17 protein-coding genes and 2 pseudogenes are annotated in these 15083 nt (G+C 69.0%); 2 read left to right on the forward strand and 17 right to left on the reverse strand.

Annotated features, from left to right (window positions below; genetic code table 11):
- Positions 1 to 109 precede the first annotated feature (109 nt).
- The 17 genes from ASE34_RS10795 to ASE34_RS10875 all read right to left on the reverse strand — a co-directional run bounded on the left by ASE34_RS10795 (position 110) and on the right by ASE34_RS10875 (position 14032).
- Positions 110 to 1276 carry a flagellar hook protein FlgE gene (locus ASE34_RS10795; RefSeq protein ID WP_053096332.1) on the reverse strand — a complete coding sequence of 389 codons (1167 nt, stop codon included), beginning with the start codon at positions 1274 to 1276 and terminating at the stop codon, positions 110 to 112.
- 30 nt (positions 1277 to 1306) lie between these two features.
- A complete protein-coding gene (locus tag ASE34_RS10800; protein WP_056278832.1) occupies positions 1307 to 1804 on the reverse strand; it encodes a flagellar hook capping FlgD N-terminal domain-containing protein in 498 nt (165 codons plus the stop codon).
- 12 nt (positions 1805 to 1816) lie between these two features.
- Positions 1817 to 3265, reverse strand: a complete 1449-nt coding sequence (locus ASE34_RS10805; RefSeq protein WP_056278833.1) for a flagellar hook-length control protein FliK — start codon at positions 3263 to 3265, stop codon at positions 1817 to 1819.
- A complete protein-coding gene (locus ASE34_RS10810; RefSeq protein WP_056278834.1) occupies positions 3262 to 3627 on the reverse strand; it encodes a hypothetical protein in 366 nt (121 codons plus the stop codon). The genes ASE34_RS10805 and ASE34_RS10810 overlap by 4 nt, the downstream gene beginning before the upstream one ends.
- On the reverse strand, positions 3624 to 4049 hold the full coding sequence (locus tag ASE34_RS10815) for a hypothetical protein (protein ID WP_056278835.1): 426 nt from the start codon (positions 4047 to 4049) through the stop codon (positions 3624 to 3626). Before ASE34_RS10815 ends, ASE34_RS10810 begins: the two co-directional genes overlap by 4 nt.
- Positions 4046 to 5371: a FliI/YscN family ATPase gene (locus ASE34_RS10820; RefSeq protein WP_056279097.1), complete on the reverse strand. Its 1326-nt coding sequence runs from the start codon at positions 5369 to 5371 to the stop codon at positions 4046 to 4048. Before ASE34_RS10820 ends, ASE34_RS10815 begins: the two co-directional genes overlap by 4 nt.
- Positions 5371 to 6009 (reverse strand): FliH/SctL family protein, encoded by a 639-nt coding sequence (locus ASE34_RS10825; protein WP_157538197.1) that lies wholly within the window; start codon positions 6007 to 6009, stop codon positions 5371 to 5373. Before ASE34_RS10825 ends, ASE34_RS10820 begins: the two co-directional genes overlap by 1 nt.
- A 134-nt stretch (positions 6010 to 6143) precedes the next feature.
- Complete coding sequence (gene fliG / locus ASE34_RS10830) at positions 6144 to 7226, reverse strand: flagellar motor switch protein FliG (RefSeq protein WP_230100771.1); 1083 nt, start codon at positions 7224 to 7226, stop codon at positions 6144 to 6146.
- Positions 7223 to 8863 (reverse strand): flagellar basal-body MS-ring/collar protein FliF, encoded by a 1641-nt coding sequence (fliF, locus tag ASE34_RS10835; protein WP_056278837.1) that lies wholly within the window; start codon positions 8861 to 8863, stop codon positions 7223 to 7225. The genes fliG and fliF overlap by 4 nt, the downstream gene beginning before the upstream one ends.
- Positions 8864 to 8865: 2 nt before the next feature.
- Positions 8866 to 9183, reverse strand: coding sequence for a flagellar hook-basal body complex protein FliE (fliE, locus tag ASE34_RS10840; protein ID WP_056278838.1), 318 nt, complete (start codon positions 9181 to 9183; stop codon positions 8866 to 8868).
- Positions 9183 to 9575, reverse strand: a complete 393-nt coding sequence (gene flgC / locus ASE34_RS10845) for a flagellar basal body rod protein FlgC (RefSeq protein WP_053096340.1) — start codon at positions 9573 to 9575, stop codon at positions 9183 to 9185. The genes fliE and flgC overlap by 1 nt, the downstream gene beginning before the upstream one ends.
- Entirely contained in the window at positions 9572 to 9919 is a 348-nt protein-coding gene (flgB, locus tag ASE34_RS10850; protein WP_053096341.1) for a flagellar basal body rod protein FlgB, read from the reverse strand. Before flgB ends, flgC begins: the two co-directional genes overlap by 4 nt.
- A gap of 109 nt (positions 9920 to 10028) precedes the next feature.
- A complete protein-coding gene (locus ASE34_RS10855) occupies positions 10029 to 10307 on the reverse strand; it encodes a hypothetical protein (RefSeq protein WP_056278839.1) in 279 nt (92 codons plus the stop codon).
- Between the two features lie 6 nt (positions 10308 to 10313).
- Positions 10314 to 10727: a flagellar export chaperone FliS gene (gene fliS, locus ASE34_RS10860; RefSeq protein WP_056278840.1), complete on the reverse strand. Its 414-nt coding sequence runs from the start codon at positions 10725 to 10727 to the stop codon at positions 10314 to 10316.
- Positions 10728 to 10768: 41 nt separating this feature from the next.
- The gene (fliD, locus tag ASE34_RS10865; protein ID WP_056278841.1) at positions 10769 to 12130 is read right to left on the reverse strand and encodes a flagellar filament capping protein FliD; all 1362 of its coding nucleotides are present in this window, start codon (positions 12128 to 12130) and stop codon (positions 10769 to 10771) included.
- Positions 12131 to 12232: 102 nt separating this feature from the next.
- Positions 12233 to 13057, reverse strand: coding sequence for a flagellin (locus ASE34_RS10870; RefSeq protein WP_053096345.1), 825 nt, complete (start codon positions 13055 to 13057; stop codon positions 12233 to 12235).
- Positions 13058 to 13174: 117 nt separating this feature from the next.
- The gene (locus ASE34_RS10875) at positions 13175 to 14032 is read right to left on the reverse strand and encodes a sigma-70 family RNA polymerase sigma factor (RefSeq protein WP_268778158.1); all 858 of its coding nucleotides are present in this window, start codon (positions 14030 to 14032) and stop codon (positions 13175 to 13177) included.
- Positions 14033 to 14249: 217 nt separating this feature from the next.
- Between ASE34_RS10875 and ASE34_RS17585 the strand changes: the two are divergent.
- Positions 14250 to 14420 (forward strand): annotated as a pseudogene (locus tag ASE34_RS17585) (manganese catalase family protein); the annotation flags it as partial.
- A 46-nt stretch (positions 14421 to 14466) separates the two neighbouring features.
- Positions 14467 to 15066: pseudogene (locus ASE34_RS10880) on the forward strand (alpha/beta hydrolase); the annotation flags it as partial.
- Positions 15067 to 15083 lie beyond the last annotated feature (17 nt).

The raw sequence follows: 15083 nt of genomic DNA on the forward strand, positions 1-15083 counted from the left end.
GGGCTTCGGATGAGAGGGGGAAGTCTGCTCCGACTATCGCGACGAGGCCCGCCCCCGGTAACCAGGGGCGGGCCTCGTCGCGCGTGTCCGACCGAGTCGGCGCAGGCGATCAGCGCTTGAGCTGCGTGAGCTCCTGCAGGACCTCGTCGCTCGTGGTGATGATGCGCGCGTTGGCCTGGAACCCGCGCTGGGCGACGATGAGGTTGGTGAACTCCTGCGAGAGGTCGACGTTGCTCATCTCCAGCGCACCCGAGACGAGGTTGCCGAAGCCGGCCTGGCCCGGCTCCCCGATGCGCACAGCTCCGGAGTTCACGGATGCGCGGTAGGCCGTGCCGCCCGCCTTCTCCAGCCCCTCGGGGTTCGCGAACGTCGCCATGGCTATCTTGCCCAGCGTCTGCGTCGCACCGTTGCTGAACGTGCCGACGATGGATCCGTCGCCGGTGATGCTGTAGGACTTCAACGTGCCGGCAGCCGATCCGTCCTGCTCCGTCACGGCCACCGTCGACATGTTCGCGTAGCCCGTGACCGCACCCAGGTCGACGCTGACGGCGCCGGCTGCGAGCGTGAGGCCTGCGCCGGCCTGCTTGCCGTCGGTGAAGGTCAGCGCCCCCGTTGCGCCGCTGGTCGGCTCGGTCACGTCCCATCCGGCCGCCGTCTTCGTGAAGGTCAGGCTGAGGGTCGACGGCGTGCCCTGGGCGTCGTAGACGGTCACGTCGCGCACCAGCTCGTCACCGACCGCGGCGGTCGAGGGCAGGTTGCCGGTGACCGTCGCCGAGGTCGTCGCCTTCGCAGGTGACACCGCCTCGAGCGGCAGCACGATGTTGCCCGTCGCCTGCCCCGTGTTCACCACGCCGTCCTGCGCCGACCAGCCCTGCACGATCGAGCCGTCGGCGGTCACCATCTTGCCGGTGGGGTCGAACGAGAAGCCGCCCGCCCGCGTGTAGAGGGTCTCTCCACCGGCTCGGACGGCGAAGAAGCCGTCGCCCGAGATCATCAGGTCGCCACCGCGGCCCGTCGCCTGGGCCGAGCCCTGCGCGAAGTTGGTGCGCACGCCGGCGACCTGCACGCCCAGACCGACCTGGGCGGGGTTGCGACCTCCGACCTCGTCGTCGGGGATACCCGGGTTGCCGATGAGCTGGGACAGCGAGTCCTGGAACAGCACGGACGAGCCCTTGAACCCTGCCGTGTTGACGTTGGCGATGTTGTTGCCCGTGACGTCGAGCATGGTCTGGTGCGAGCGGAGACCGGAGATTCCGGAGTAGAGCGAGCGAAGCATGGGGTTTCTCTCTTCCTGGGTGAGACGGGGTCAGACTGCGGCGGGGGTGGGCGCAGCGGGGGTGGTCGGTGCGGGGGTGGTCGGTGCGGGGGTGGTCGGTGCGGGGGTGGTCGGTGCGGTCGCGACTCCGGTGATGACGTCGAGCGCGACCGTCTTGTCGCCGATGGTCACCTGCGGGATCGGTCCGTCGAACGAGACCTTGGTCACGATGCCCGAGACGGTCTTGCCGTCGGCGTCCTTGTAGCTCGCCTCCTGACCGATCAGGGCGCTCGCCGCCTGACGCATGTTCAGGGCGAAGGCCTCGGCGCCGTTGTCGGCGAGCGTGGTGAGCTGCTCCATCATCGCGAGCTGGGTCGTCTGCGAGATCATCTCGTTCGTGTCCATCGGGCTCGAGGGGTCCTGATGGGTCAGTTGCGTCACCAGCAGCTTGAGGAACACCTCGCCGTCGAGCACCTGCTTGCGGGCTGCGGGATCGGTCGTTCCTCCCGTGTGGATGGAGCTCGGTGCGGTCACTGCGTCGACAGTCATTCGGTCGTCCTCTCAGGCGAAGATGTCGAGCCCTGCACCGGATGCGGCAGAGGACGTCGTCGGGATGATGCGGGAAAGATCGGGGCTCTGTTCGGCCCCGCGGCGCTGGTCGGAGCGTCCGCGCTGCGCGTCGCGATCACCGGAGCCCTGCTCCGGTGACGCATCGCCCGCGCCCTGCTGGCCGCGGTCTCCGGCGGTGTCCGCCGATGCCCCGTGGGAGACGTTGAGAGTCGCGTGCGGCATCACCGCGGCGAGATCACGGCGAAGGTCGACGAGCATGGTCCGCAGCGCGTCGCGCCCTGCATCGGTGGCGCCGCTGAGCTCGACCTGCACCTCGCCCGCCGCGCTGATGTGCGCGCGCACGGTGACGGGGCCGAGGCTGTCCGGGTTCACCGTCATCGTGAGCTGATGGGTGCCCATCGGGCGCTGCGCGATGCTCACCACCACGGGTGCGACCTGCGCGGCGACGGCCCGGTTGGTCGACGCGGCCGCTTCGGGCGAGGACACGGGCATGGCGGTGACCGCAGTCGGAGATGCGACCGGAGCGAGAGTCATAGAAGGCGACCCGGGCTGCGGACCCGGAAGTGGATCGACGGAGTCGCTCGCCGGCAGCGGCTCTGCGTGGCCGCCCATCACGGACGCAGCGGAGACGCCGACGGTGGTCGGGATCGGAGTCGACGGTGCCGCGTTCCGCGGGGACTCGGACCGCGGAGCCGCAGCGGCAAGGGAGGATGTCGCCGGGTCGGCAACGCCCTCCGCCGGGTCCTGCTGACCCGTCACCGGAGCGTCACGGGGAGCGTCGCTCGACAGGGTCTCCGGGCGCACCCGGGCGCCGGCCACAGGAGGCGCCCCGTCAGCGCCCCTCGCCGACGCCGATGCCGATGCCGATGCCGATGCCGATGAGATCTCGGGCGCAGGAGTCCGTTCCGGCGCCGACACGCCGAGAGGCGGGGAGGTCACCGTCGAGCCCGTCTCGACGGCTGCCGCGGCCGGGCCTGTGGGGAGCTCGGCAGGGCGCGCCTCACCCGACGTTGCGGCGGGAGCGGGGAGAGCGCTGCGGGCGCTCCCCGCTGTCTCCGACGCCTCCGGCGCCGTCTGCACGAGCGTCGTCCCATCGAGCGTCGTCGCATCCGGCGTCCTCTGAGCAGGCGTCGACGTGGATCCAGGGGCCGCCGCAGCCGCGGCCGGAGCGAACTGCGCGGTGAGGTGCATCATGGTCGCGATCGGCGCCTCTGCCCCGCTCGCGTCGTCGGATGCCGCAGTTTCCTCGGCAGTCGGCGCGTCCTGTCCGTCCGGCGTGAGCGTCGTTGCGTCCTGATCCGTCGCACCGTCGAGCACCCGTCCAGCGGCGATCAGCGCGTCGCCGAACAGAGAGCCCGAAACGGCCGAAGATCGTCCACCTGTCTCCGTTTCGCCGGTTCCTGAACCCGCCACCGTCGCGAGCAGCCCCACGGCGGTCATCGGAGCATCTCGATGATCTTCTGCATCGACGCCGTCGAGCCGGCTGCGCCGGTGGCATTGGCCGAGAACAGCGTCTGCAGCGCCGAGATGACCTCAGCGCTCGCGTCGCCGCCCGCTCCCGTGCCGGCTACCGCCGCAGTCTGGGGGGTCTGGCCGGCAGCGGGTGCTTCCGGGGTCGACGCCGCCTTCGCCGCTTCGAGGACTCCAGCGAACGTCGTCGCGCTCGCCGCCGATGTCTCGGCGGTCGCCGCGGTCGCGGTCGCGGTCGCCGACGCCGCCGCCGCGCGGCCTGCCGGATCCAGCGACACGATCTGCGTCTCGATCGCGTCGACGCGGGCGATCACCGCCGCGAGCCCGGTCATGCGGCGCTCCCCTCATGTCGCGAGGTGCGGACCACAGCGATCTCATCGAGCGCCGACTGCTCCGCGGCGAGCTCGGCCTTGGTCGCCTCCACGCGGTGGGTGCTCTCGAGCCGCTCGAGTCCCTTCAGGTCGCGCCGCGCTTCGACGTGGGCCGACTTCGCCTCCGACTCCGTGCCGCGCCTCATCTCGACGAGCGCCTGCAGATCGCTGAGCGTGCTGCGTCCCGCGGCGCGTGCGGCGGCCATGGCCATCAGCGCTCGTGGATCGTCGATCTGCGCGCTGATGTCGGCGAGGCTCGAGATCGCGGTCTGCTCGTCGAGCTCGGCCTGCGCCCGTTCCGCGCTCGCACGCGACAGCTGCTCGGCGGCGACACGCTCCTGGGCGCCGCGCACGCGCAGCAGGCCAGCCAGTGGGAAGGTCATGGGGTGAGTCCTCCGAAGTCGGTGGTGAGGGCGGCGAGCCGCTGCCAGGAGTCGTCGGATGCCGCAAGATCGTCCATCCGCTGGGTGAGGAAGCGCGAGATCGCGCCTTCGTGCGCGAGGGCGGCGTCGACCATCGGGTTCGCTCCCTGGCGGTAGGCGCCGATCTCGATGAGGTCGTTCGCGCTGCGACGAGCCGCCAGGACGCTGCGCAGCATCACCGCGTCCTGACGCTGCTCAGGAGTGGTGATCTTCGACACGACGCGAGACACCGAGCCGAGCACGTCGATCGCGGGGAAGTGTCCGCGGATCGCCAGCGCGCGGTCGAGCACCACATGGCCGTCGAGGATTCCTCTCGCGGCGTCCGCGATCGGCTCGTTGTGGTCGTCGCCGTCGACGAGCACCGTGTACAGGCCGGTGATCGATCCGACGGGTCCGGTTCCTGCGCGCTCGAGCAGGCGGGCCAGCACCGAGAACGTCGATGGCGGATACCCGCGGGTGGCGGGCGGTTCGCCGGCGCTGAGCCCGATCTCGCGCTGCGCCATGGCGACGCGCGTGAGGGAGTCCATCATCAGCACCACGTCGAGGCCGTCGTCGCGGAACGCCTCGGCGATCCTGGTCGCGACGAATGCCGAGCGCAGGCGCGCCATCGCGGGCTGATCCGAGGTCGCGACGACCACCACCGACCGCGCCAGACCCTCGGGGCCCAGGTCGTCCTCGAGGAACTCGCGCACCTCGCGACCGCGCTCCCCGACGAGGGCGATGACGTTCACATCGGCAGTGGAGCCACGGGCGATCATCGACATCAGCGACGACTTGCCGACGCCCGAGCCGGCGAAGAGCCCGAGACGTTGCCCCGAACCCACCGGCGTCATCGTGTCGAGCACGCGGACGCCGAGGCCGAGCTGACGATCGATGCGCTGGCGATCCATGACGCTCGGCGCATCGTGGTCGAGCGAGACGGGAGCGACACCCCGGTCGAGCGGCCCCTTGCCGTCGATCGGCCGCCCGAGTCCGTCGAGCACGCGTCCGAGCAGCGCTCGTCCGGTCGGCACCTGCAGCGGCGCTCCCCCGTGCCGCACCCGGGCACGGGCGGTGATCCCGTCGAGCCTGCCCAGCGGCATGCAGCGGGCGGCGGCTCCGTCGACGGCGACGATCTCGGCATCCACCACACGGCCGTCGGTCGCGTCGATGCGGATGCGGTCGCCCACCGCGCCGTCGATGCCCAGCACCTCGACGCCGAGCCCTCGCACGGCTTTCACGGTTCCTGAGCGCTCCGGGCGCGCTGCCAGGAGCGCACGGTTCCACGACCGCGTCGCGGTGATCACACGATCACCTCGGCATCCTGTTCGTCGCCGTCGAGTGCTGCGGCCGCGCGGGCGAGCGCCGACGTGATGCGCGTGTCGACGGCCCCGTTCTCGATCTCGACGATGGCGCCGCCGTTGTCCACGGCCGGAGAGGCGGAGATCCGGATGCCGCGCAACGCGTCGATCGACGACATCTCGTCCTGCAGGACTGCGACGTCCTGCTCGCTGAAGGCGACCCCTGTCCAGCGCTCCGCCGGCATCTCCGTGAGCGCCCGGCGCAGCGCATGCGCCGCCGAACGTGCCGGATCCGACAGCTCTGCTCCGAGGATCGTGGTGGCGAGGGCGACGGCGAGCTCTTCGATGCGATCGGCGGCGAGCATGCTCAGCTCGTCGATGCGGCGGTCGAGGGCCGCGTGCGCGCTCTCCAACGCGCGCAGACCCGAGCCGCGCTCATGCAGGTACAGCTCCTGGAGTTCGTGCATCCGCTGCTGCTGCGCGGCGTGCTGCACCTCTCCCTCGTGGAGGGCGAGCCTGCGGCCCTCGGCGAAGCCGTCGGCATAGCCACGGGTGCGGGCCCTGTCGGCCTCGCCGCGGAGGTCCATGGGCGTCTCGCCGACGCGCGGCACGACCAGTGGCGTGAAGGCGGAATCGAGCACGGCGGACACCTCGGAATCGAAGGGCAAGGCCTGTCCGTGGCCCGTAGGTCGAGCGATCCGTGCTCCAGACCCACTATCGCGACACCCGGCTGCGTCCGTAACCGGATCGGCCGACTCACCTGCCGTCAGAGGGATCACTCGATGAGCTCATCCTCGTCTTCGCGCGAGATCGTGATCTCCTCCGCGGCTTCCAGGTCGCGGATGATGCGCACGATCTCGGCTCTGGCCTCATCGACCTGACGCATGCGCACGGGACCGAGGACTCGGGTCTCCTCAGCGAGGTTCTCCTGGTTGCGCTCCGTCATGTTGCTCTTCACCTTGTCGGTGATCTGGTCGTCCGCGCCCTTCAGCGCGAGGGCGAGCATGCGCAGGTCGATACCGCGCATCACCCGCTGGACGTCGCGATCCTCGAGGCGCGCGATGTCGGCGAACGTGACCATGCGGCTGCGGATGTCCTCGGCCAGGGCGAGATCACGGCCTTCGAGGCTTGCGAGGAGCGACTTCTCGAGCGCGGTGTCCGAGCGGTTGATGATCTCGACGAGAGGCTGCACGCCTCCGATGGACTCATGGTTGTCGCGCATCGCGAAGACGCCGGTGCGTGAGCGCAGCGAGTCGGCCACGATCGAGATCGCCTCCTGCGTGGCGGTGCCCATCGTCGCGATCGCCTGAGCGACGTCCGTGCGCAGGGGATCCTGCAGGGCGGCGAGAACCGCCGCCGCACGATCGGCTCTGAGATTGGCCAGCACGACGGCGACGGTGGTCGGAAGCTCACCCTCGATGATCGTGGCGAGCTGGGCCGGGTCCGCCGCGTTGAGGAAGTCGAACGAGACCGACCCCTGCGACATGACTCGACCGACCATCCCGACCGCCTTCTCGCGGCCGAATGCCGTCTCGAGCAGTCCGGTGGCGAGCTCCTGTCCGCCGCGCGACGGCACCGAGCCGCCGGTGGCGATGCGCCGGAACTCGCCGAGAGCACGGGCCGTCGAGGCCACGTCCACTCCCCCGAGCTGTGTCAGCTCGGCGGCGAGCATCTCGGACCGCTCCTCGCCGAGGTGGCGGAGCACTTCGGCGCTGGCGGCGCGATCCATGTTCATCAGCACGATCGCGGCCTTGCGCAGTCCGCTCATCTCCGGCGCAGCCACGGGCGCCGGCGCCTCGACGGCCGACACCTCGACCGTGTCGGCCTGCGCGTCCAGCAGCTCGGTCAGCGCGCTCATACGGTCGCCTCATCCATCAGGTCGGCCAGTGCGCTGGCGATCGTGTCGGGTTCGCGCTTGGCGAGGTCGTCGATCTCCCGGCGACGGCGCTCGACCAGCACCTTGTCGGGCTCGGGCTCGTCGTCGAGATCGGCCGACGCGGACGGCAGCAGCTTGGTCGGCGCCGGGGCGATGATCGCCTCGGCCTCCTTCAGCCCTCTGAGCGAGCGGAGCTTCTGCTCCTCGCTCTCGGTCACCGTCGCGAAGTACTCGATCGGTCCGTCTTCGGTGTACATCACCCGACGCTTCATCTTGCGGCGCACGACGAGGAAGACGATCAGGATGATCGCCGCGAGCAGGATCGCGCCGCCGATGATCGCAGAGCGCAGCAGCTCCTGCTGGAACTGCGCGTCGCGCTCGGCCTCCGCCGCCTGCAGCGCTGTCTGCGCCGCCGTCGCACCCGCCTGGTTGAACTCGACGAACTCGACCGCGATCTCGTCGCCGCGCTCGACATCGATCCCTGCCGCAGATGCCACGAGCGATTCGATCTGGTTCGCCGTCACTCCGGTGACCGTCCCTCGGTTGAGCGCGATGCTGACGGTCTGCCGCGTCACCTCTCCGGCGGGGGTGATGGTCTTCTCCGTCGACTTGTTGACGGCGTTGTTGCGAGAGGTCTCCTCGAACTCATAGGCGCCGGTCCCCTCGGCGTTGTTGGGAACCGCGATGTTGTCGGGGCCGAGCACGCCGGCACCTCCACCCTCGCCGCCGTTGTACGTCTCGGTCTTGGTCTGCTCCGATGCGCTCAGCTCGCCCTCGGGGGCCGAGTACGTCTCGTCCATGCGCTCGGATGTGGAGTTCGCGACATCGGCCGATACCGTCACCGTCGCGTTGCCGGGCCCGACGATCGTCTCGAGCATCTTGCTGACGGATGCCGCGACCTTGGCCTCATGCTCCGTCGCCTGCTTCGAGGAGTTCCCGGTGAGCCCGGTGCCGACCGCCGAGAGCACGCGGCCGTCCTGATCGGTCACCGCGACGTCCTCCGGCGTCATCCCCGGCACGGCGGCGCTCGTGAGGTGCACGATCGCCTCGATCTTCTCGTCGCTGAGCCCTGAGCCGTTGCGGGTCTTCACGAACACGGATGCGGTCGGGCTCTGCTGCTCCGAGACGAAGACGCTCTCCTCCGGGATCGCCAGCTGCACCGACGCCGTCGAGATGCCCTCCATCGCGCCGATCGTGCTGGCCAGCTCGCCCTCGATGGCACGCTTGTAGGTCACCGACTGCTGGAATTCACTCGCCGTCACACCCATCTCGTCGAGCAGGGTGTAGCCCTCGCTGGTGTCGCCGGGCAGCCCGGCGGATGCCGCCGCGAGACGCTGCGGATAGACCTGGTCGTCGGGAACGAGGATCGTCGCGCCTCCCTCGGCGAGCTCGTAGCTCACGCCTGCCGACTTCAGCTGCTCGACGACGGCCGACGCGTCGCCGGCGCTCAGGCCGGTGAAGAGCGGGCTCATCTGCGGCTTGGTGAGCCACGCGCCGAGGGCGATGGCGCCCATCACGAGCAGCGCGACACCGATGATGGCGATCGTGCGCTGTGCGAGGGAGAATCCTGAGACGACCTGCTTGGCGCGGTCGTAGTAGGTCGTGAGCATCTTGGGCATCGTCAGGCCTGCATCCTCATGATCTCGTTGAACGCCGAGACGCTGCGGTCACGCACGGCCACCACCAGGTCGAGCGTCACCGAGGCGCGCGTCGACGCGATCATCGCCTGATGGATGTCCTGCAGGTCTCCCGTGACCGCCTGCACCGCGAGCTCGTTCGACGTCGACTGCAGCTGCTGCAGGTTCTCCATCGCCCCCGAGAGCGTCGTGGCGAAGGCGTTGCCGGAGGCAGGAGCGCTGGTCGCGTCCGGGCCCGTCTCGAAGCTGAGCGCCGAGAGCGGCGCGACACCGGAGGCGCCGATGGCCTCGATGCCCGACATCAGTTGCGGCCGATCTGCAGCGCTGCCTCGTAGGTCGTCTTCGCCCGGTCGACGACAGCGGCGTTCGCCTCGTATCCGCGCTGGGCGAGGATCAGCATGCTCATCTGGTCGCCGAGCTCGACGTTCGGGTACTGCACGTAGCCGTCCTCGTTCGCATAGGGGTGCTCGGGGTCGTACACGAGCTTCGCGTCGGCTTCGGATTCGACCACGCCGGCGACGTACACGCCGGGGCTGTCGGTGCCGGCCTGCACGGTCACGAACTTCTCCCGGAACGCCTCTTGGCCTGCGGGTGTCGCGGTGTTCACGTTGGCGATGTTGTCGCTGAGCGCGTCGAGCCACTTGCGGTGCGCGGTCAGGCCGGTGCCGGCGATGCCGATCGCGTCGAAGGTCATGCGGAGGCCTGCCCGATCGCCTTGGTGATCGAGGCCGCCTGACCGCCGATCGCCTGACTCGCGAACTGGAAACGCAGCACGGTGTCGATGTTCGAGAGCGTCTCGGTGTCGAGGTTGACGTTGTTGCCGTTCAGCCTCGTCGGCTCGAGCGAGCGCTCGACCGTCGCGGCGACGCTTCCCGAGCCGCCCTGGACAGCAGAACGGAGTTCATCCTCGAACCGCACGCGCTGGGCCTGGTAGCCCGGCGTGTTGACGTTGGCGATGTTCTCGGCGATCGAGCGTTGGCGCAGGGCCAGCCCGTCGAGCGCGCTGATGAGCGCAGAGGACGTGACGGATTCGAGCACGGGGGCACTCCGGGATGTTGGTGGAGAGGCCGATCCCTGGCCAATCGTCGAGCGATCCGTGCTCTGTGCCGACTATCGCGGCACCCGGGCAGTCATGTAACCGCTGTGCTCAACCCTCGACGTCGAGGTATGCCGGCACATTCTGGGTGGAGGTCGGCACGCGTCGCAGTGCGGCGATCTCGCGAGCCACATTGGCGCGCGACGTGACGAGTCCGCCGATCATGAGCTGCTGCCGCGCGAGCACGGCTTCGGCACGCTCGCGCAGCTCCTCGGGGACGGGGCCGTCCGGCGCCTCGAAGGACTGCTCGTCGAGGTGCTCGTCGGCGGCGTCGAGGGCGCGCTCGAACTGGTCGAGCACCGTCAGCCAGGCCGAGAGAGTGTCGGGCACGGTCGCTCAGGCCAGGGCCGTGATGGGGGTCTGCGCGGTCGACGCGACCGCCGCAGCCGCCGCATGCCACGCTTCGCGGAGCGGCACGACGAGAGCTCGGCATTCCGCGGTGGCCGCGCGGTCTCGAGCGATGTTGGCGGTGATCAGGCGTCCCGTGAGGTAGGTGTACACGCCGTGCAGCTCTGCGGAGCCGTCCCACTCATCGGTGAGCGAGCCGTTGAGCTCGGCGACGATCTGCTGCGCGTGCACGAGGTGGTTCCCCGCGGCCGCCCATTCCCCCGCTTCCTGGCAGGCGTCCGCGCGCTCGATGTCGACCAGGAGGCGGTCGTAGAGCAACACGAGAAGGCGCTCAGGCGTGGCGGAGGCCACCTGCTGCTCCAGATACTGCTGCTTGGCCCGGTCGAGTGAGGTGAGTGCCATGAGTACGTGCTCCGATGCGATGCGATGTCACGAGGACGAGGTCAGGAATCCGACGGGGTGAGTCCGGCGAGCTGGCTGGTCAGCCACGACGATTGCGACTGCAGCTTCGAGAGCTGCACCTCGAGCTGCGCGTACGTGCGTTCGAGGGTGGCGCGGCGCTGTTCGAGCCGGATGTCCCAGCGCTCGACCTGGGTCTTGAGCGTCTTGACCTCGTCCTCCTGTCCGGTGATGCGCTTGGTCAGGAGGCCGTCGTACTTGTCGGAGTACTGGGTCGTCACGTCCTGCACCCGCGCCGAGACGGCGGAGAACAGCTCCTGCGTGCCCTCCGGGTCTTCTGCGAGAGCTGCGGCGAACTTCTCGGCGTCGAACGAGAGCACGCCCTTGTCGCTGACGGTGATGCCGATCGTCGAGGGCGAGATGCCGTCGATCGGATGCTGCACGGCGGTCGCCAGCGCGCCGCGGAGGTTTCGCACCGTGCTGTCGCCGGTGAAGACGCCGAGGGTCGTGGTCTCGCCGACCTCGCCGATGGTCGCCTTCGAGCCGTTGTCGATGCGCACCAGCAGCGCGGCGATCTCCTTGACGAACGCCTCCGCCGTCGAGCTCTGCTTCTTCGCATCGCGTGCGACGGTCACGGTGACGGGGTCGGCACTGGCCTTCGTGACGGTGACCTCGATGCCCTCTCCGACGGTGATGGTGTTGCTCGCGCTGTTCAGGGTCTGCTCGGCGTCGGTGCCGGCGAAGAGGCGGATGCGGGCATCCGCGCCCTGGGTGAGCAGTGCGGCGCCGGGGGCGGCACCGAGATCGACCGCGGTTCCGGCGGTGACCTCCGCCGCGGTTCCGCGGTTCAGGGTGAAGGCACCAGCCGCGCCCGTCTCGGCGGAGGTGAGCTGGATGCGCGAGAGCGGCTTGCCGTCGGCATCCGTTCCCGCGGGCACGACGGTCGCGCTCACACCGGCCTTCGACGCGTTGATCGCCTTCGCGAGGTCCTGCGGACCGGTGCCCAGCGGAGTGACCTCGACGGCTTCGCCGTCGGATCCCACGAGGGTGAAGGTGCCGCCCCACGCTGTTCCTCCTGCGGCAGCGGTGACGACGGAGTGCGCTGTGGCGACGGCATCCACCACGATGGCGGTCGAGAATGCGGTCGCCTTGCTGCCGGCGGTGATCGTGACCGTCTCGGACGACGAGGACGCGGTGAAGGATGCCAGAGAGCTGGGACCCGCGGCGGTCTTGGCCTTGTCGACGAGCTCCTGCAGCGTCTTGTTCAGCGACTGCAGGTTGGTGATGACCGAGTTGCGGTCGGTGATCTTGTTCGTGATGAGCGTCTTCGGGATCGCCGAGACGTCCATGAGCGCCTTGATGAGCTCTTCGGTCTTGAGCCCTGATACCAGTCCGTCGAGTTTCATCCCGGTCGTCTTCCGTGCGTTGCGGTCAAGGGTGTCCTACAGGAAGGCGCCCGGGCGGAGGTGACTCCGCCCGGGCGCCCTGTGCGCCTCAGGCGCAGCGACTCAACGGAGAAGCTGCAGGACGCCCTGGCCCGACTGGTTCGCCTGAGCGAGCATGGCGGTGCCGGCCTGCTGCAGGATGTTCGAGGCGGTGTACTTGACCATCTCGGCGGCCATGTCGGTGTCCGCGATGCGGCTCTTCGCTGCGGCGAGGTTCTCGGCCGAGACCTGCAGCGAGTTGATCGTCGACTCGAAGCGGTTCTGCACCGCACCGAGACCCGCACGAGCGGTCGAGACGGCGGTGATCTCGTCATCGATCGCGCCGATCGAGGTGAGTGCGTTGGCCGCGGTGTCGACCGTCAGAGCGCCGATCGTGGCGCCCAGGCCCGAGAAGTCGGTCAGCGTGACGCCGATCTGGTCCTCGGCGGCCTCGGAGCCTGCGCCGACCTGGAACGTCAGGGTGTTCGCGCTGTCGAGCAGCTTGATCCCGTTGAAGTTCGTGCTGGCGGCGACGCGGGTGAGCTCCTCGCCCAGCGAGTCGATCTCGGTCTTGATGGCGTCGCGCGACTCGGTGTTGTTCGAGTCGTTGCCGGCCTGGACCGCGAGGTCGCGGACACGCTGCAGGATCGAGTGGACCTCGGTGAGCGCGCCTTCTGCGGTCTGGATGACCGAGATGCCGTCCTGAGCGTTGCGGGCTGCGACGTTCAGACCGTTGACCTGCGAACGCAGGCCCTCGGAGATGGCGAGGCCGGCGGCGTCATCGGCTGCACGGTTGATGCGCAGACCGCTCGAGAGCTTCTCGAGCGACTTCGAGACGTCGTTCTGGTTGACAGAGAGGTTGCGGTACGCGTTGAGTGCACCGACGTTGGTTGCGATCTGAAGACCCATGAGAATTCCTCCGTGGTTATGGGGCTGGACGCGGGCCCGTCCGTGGGCCTGCACAACCGATATTCGCGACATCGGCCGCCGGCGTAACCACGGATCCGGAAGATTCCACGGGTCGCGTCACACGGCGGCGAGGAGCTCGCTCGACCGGTCGCGGATCTCGGCGCGGACGGGCCCGAAGAGCGCCTCGAAGAACTCGGCCCTGGCCTTGGTCGATCGGTCACCCGTCGTGCCGTTCTCCCAGGCCTCCATGGCCTCGCGCATCAGTTCGAGACCACGCGAGCGCAGCTTCGACACATAGGCATGACTGACGGCGAGCTCTTCGGCGATGTCCTTCACCATGCGGTCTTCGAGATAGATGCCGCGCACGACCTGCTGCATCGCCGTGGGCAGAGCGTCGACCACTCGGTTCATCATCGCTCGCGTCTCGGACTGCTCGACGGCGTGCTCGGGGAGGATGACGCTGTCAATGAGATCGACCGCCTGTCGGCCGGTCTCGGCGTCGAAGTGCTCCTCGAAGCTGATCGCGGTGCGCACCATCTCGTCGAGCTTCATCATCTCCGAGACGACCTCGGCGGTGAGCCCCGACTCCCGCGCGAGCTCCGCCGTGCTCGCGGCTCGGCCGGAGCGGGCGAGCACCGTCTCGGCGGCGACTCTCACGCGCTCGATCTTGTCGCGTCCTCGCTCGCCGGCGGGGTCGGCGCGGCGCATCTCCGACAGCATCGCCCAGTTGATCTGGCTGCTCGCGAACGCACCGAAAGGAATGCCCCGCGCGGCGTCATACGACATGGCCGCGCGGGCGAGGCCCAGGCGGGCGGCGGAGAGAAGGTCGTCCAGATCGACGTGCGTCGCCGACCGCGCCTTCTCCACAGCCAGGAAGGTGGCGAGCGGCATGTTGTCGCGTGCGAGTTTCTCGGGCGAAGCGGGGGCTTCCGGGGGCTGAGTGGAATCAGCGGAAACAGCAGAACTACTCAGCAATGTGACTCCGTGGCTAGAACAACTGTTTTACGAGTGAAGCTAGCACGAACAACACGTTTATGAGCAGAAAACGCGGAACTCGATCCTCGAGTCGTTCAGTTCTCCGGACCCGGTTCGCGGATTATCCTCGTCGCCCGGCGGTCTGTGAAGCCCTTATCCCGTCGCAGCGAGAACCGGTCTCATGGGCACCCATCACGATCCGACCAGAAAGGCAGCCATGTTCTTCCATCGTCAGGAACTTCAGTTCACCGCCATCCCCGAAGCCCCGGATGCCGTCTACGCCCGAAAGCTCCAGGAGGTCCTGGGCGGCCAGTACGGCGAGATCACGGTCGCCATGCAGTACCAGTTCCAGGCGTGGAACATGCACATCCCCGGCAAGTACCGCGACTCGCGGTCTTCTCGATCTCGGCCATGAGGTCGTCGTCCCCGCCGTCCCCAACCGCAGTCTGCTCGGCGACTCGGCGTACATCCGCTCTGTCGTCGAGAAGATCGAGGGGTCCGTCCTCCTGGTCGGCCACTCGTACGGTGGCGCAGTGATCACGGTCGCCGGTGCTGCGGACAACGTCGTGGGGCTGGTCTACCTCTCGGGCTACGCACTCGAAGAAGGCGAGAGCCTCGGCCAGCTGCAGGGCGGGTTCCCCGACTCCGAGCTGGCCGCCAACGTCGTCTACACTCCGTTCCCGAACCCCGGCGCTGAGGACGGCACGGACGTCTCGGTCAAGGTCGAGGCTTTCCCGCAGGTCTTCGCTGCCGGCATCGACCCCGCCATCTCCGAGGTCCTCGCCGTGGCACAGCGCCCCCTCGCAGCCCTTGCGTTCAGCGAGGCCGCACCGGTCGCTGCATGGAAGACCAAGCCTGCCTTCGGCATCGTGTCCGCTGCCGACCACACCATCAACCCGGACGTCGAGCGCTTCGGCTACACCCGCGGCAACTTCCGTCGCGTCATCGAACTCGACGCACCGCACCTCGTGATGCGCGCCCTCCCCCAGGACATCATCCAGTTCATCGTCGAGGCGGCTGCCGAGGTCGTCTGACCTCTCGAGGGCGGAGA

This window comes from Microbacterium sp. Root280D1, assembly GCF_001428975.1.
GTDB lineage: Bacteria > Actinomycetota > Actinomycetes > Actinomycetales > Microbacteriaceae > Microbacterium.

Excerpts from the sequence above, each read along its gene's own strand:
- ASE34_RS10795 (WP_053096332.1), bottom strand. The coding sequence starts at position 1,276 with ATGCTTCGCTCGCTCTACTCCGGAATCTCCGGTCTCCGCTCGCACCAG.
- ASE34_RS10805 (WP_056278833.1), bottom strand. The coding sequence starts at position 3,265 with ATGACCGCCGTGGGGCTGCTCGCGACGGTGGCGGGTTCAGGAACCGGC.
- fliF (WP_056278837.1), bottom strand. The coding sequence starts at position 8,863 with ATGCCCAAGATGCTCACGACCTACTACGACCGCGCCAAGCAGGTCGTC.
- fliG (WP_230100771.1), bottom strand. The coding sequence starts at position 7,226 with ATGAGCGCGCTGACCGAGCTGCTGGACGCGCAGGCCGACACGGTCGAG.
- ASE34_RS10810 (WP_056278834.1), bottom strand. The coding sequence starts at position 3,627 with ATGACCGGGCTCGCGGCGGTGATCGCCCGCGTCGACGCGATCGAGACG.
- ASE34_RS10870 (WP_053096345.1), bottom strand. The coding sequence starts at position 13,057 with ATGGGTCTTCAGATCGCAACCAACGTCGGTGCACTCAACGCGTACCGC.
- ASE34_RS10800 (WP_056278832.1), bottom strand. The coding sequence starts at position 1,804 with ATGACTGTCGACGCAGTGACCGCACCGAGCTCCATCCACACGGGAGGA.
- ASE34_RS10815 (WP_056278835.1), bottom strand. The coding sequence starts at position 4,049 with ATGACCTTCCCACTGGCTGGCCTGCTGCGCGTGCGCGGCGCCCAGGAG.
- flgC (WP_053096340.1), bottom strand. The coding sequence starts at position 9,575 with ATGACCTTCGACGCGATCGGCATCGCCGGCACCGGCCTGACCGCGCAC.
- fliD (WP_056278841.1), bottom strand. The coding sequence starts at position 12,130 with ATGAAACTCGACGGACTGGTATCAGGGCTCAAGACCGAAGAGCTCATC.
- fliE (WP_056278838.1), bottom strand. The coding sequence starts at position 9,183 with ATGTCGGGCATCGAGGCCATCGGCGCCTCCGGTGTCGCGCCGCTCTCG.
- fliS (WP_056278840.1), bottom strand. The coding sequence starts at position 10,727 with ATGGCACTCACCTCACTCGACCGGGCCAAGCAGCAGTATCTGGAGCAG.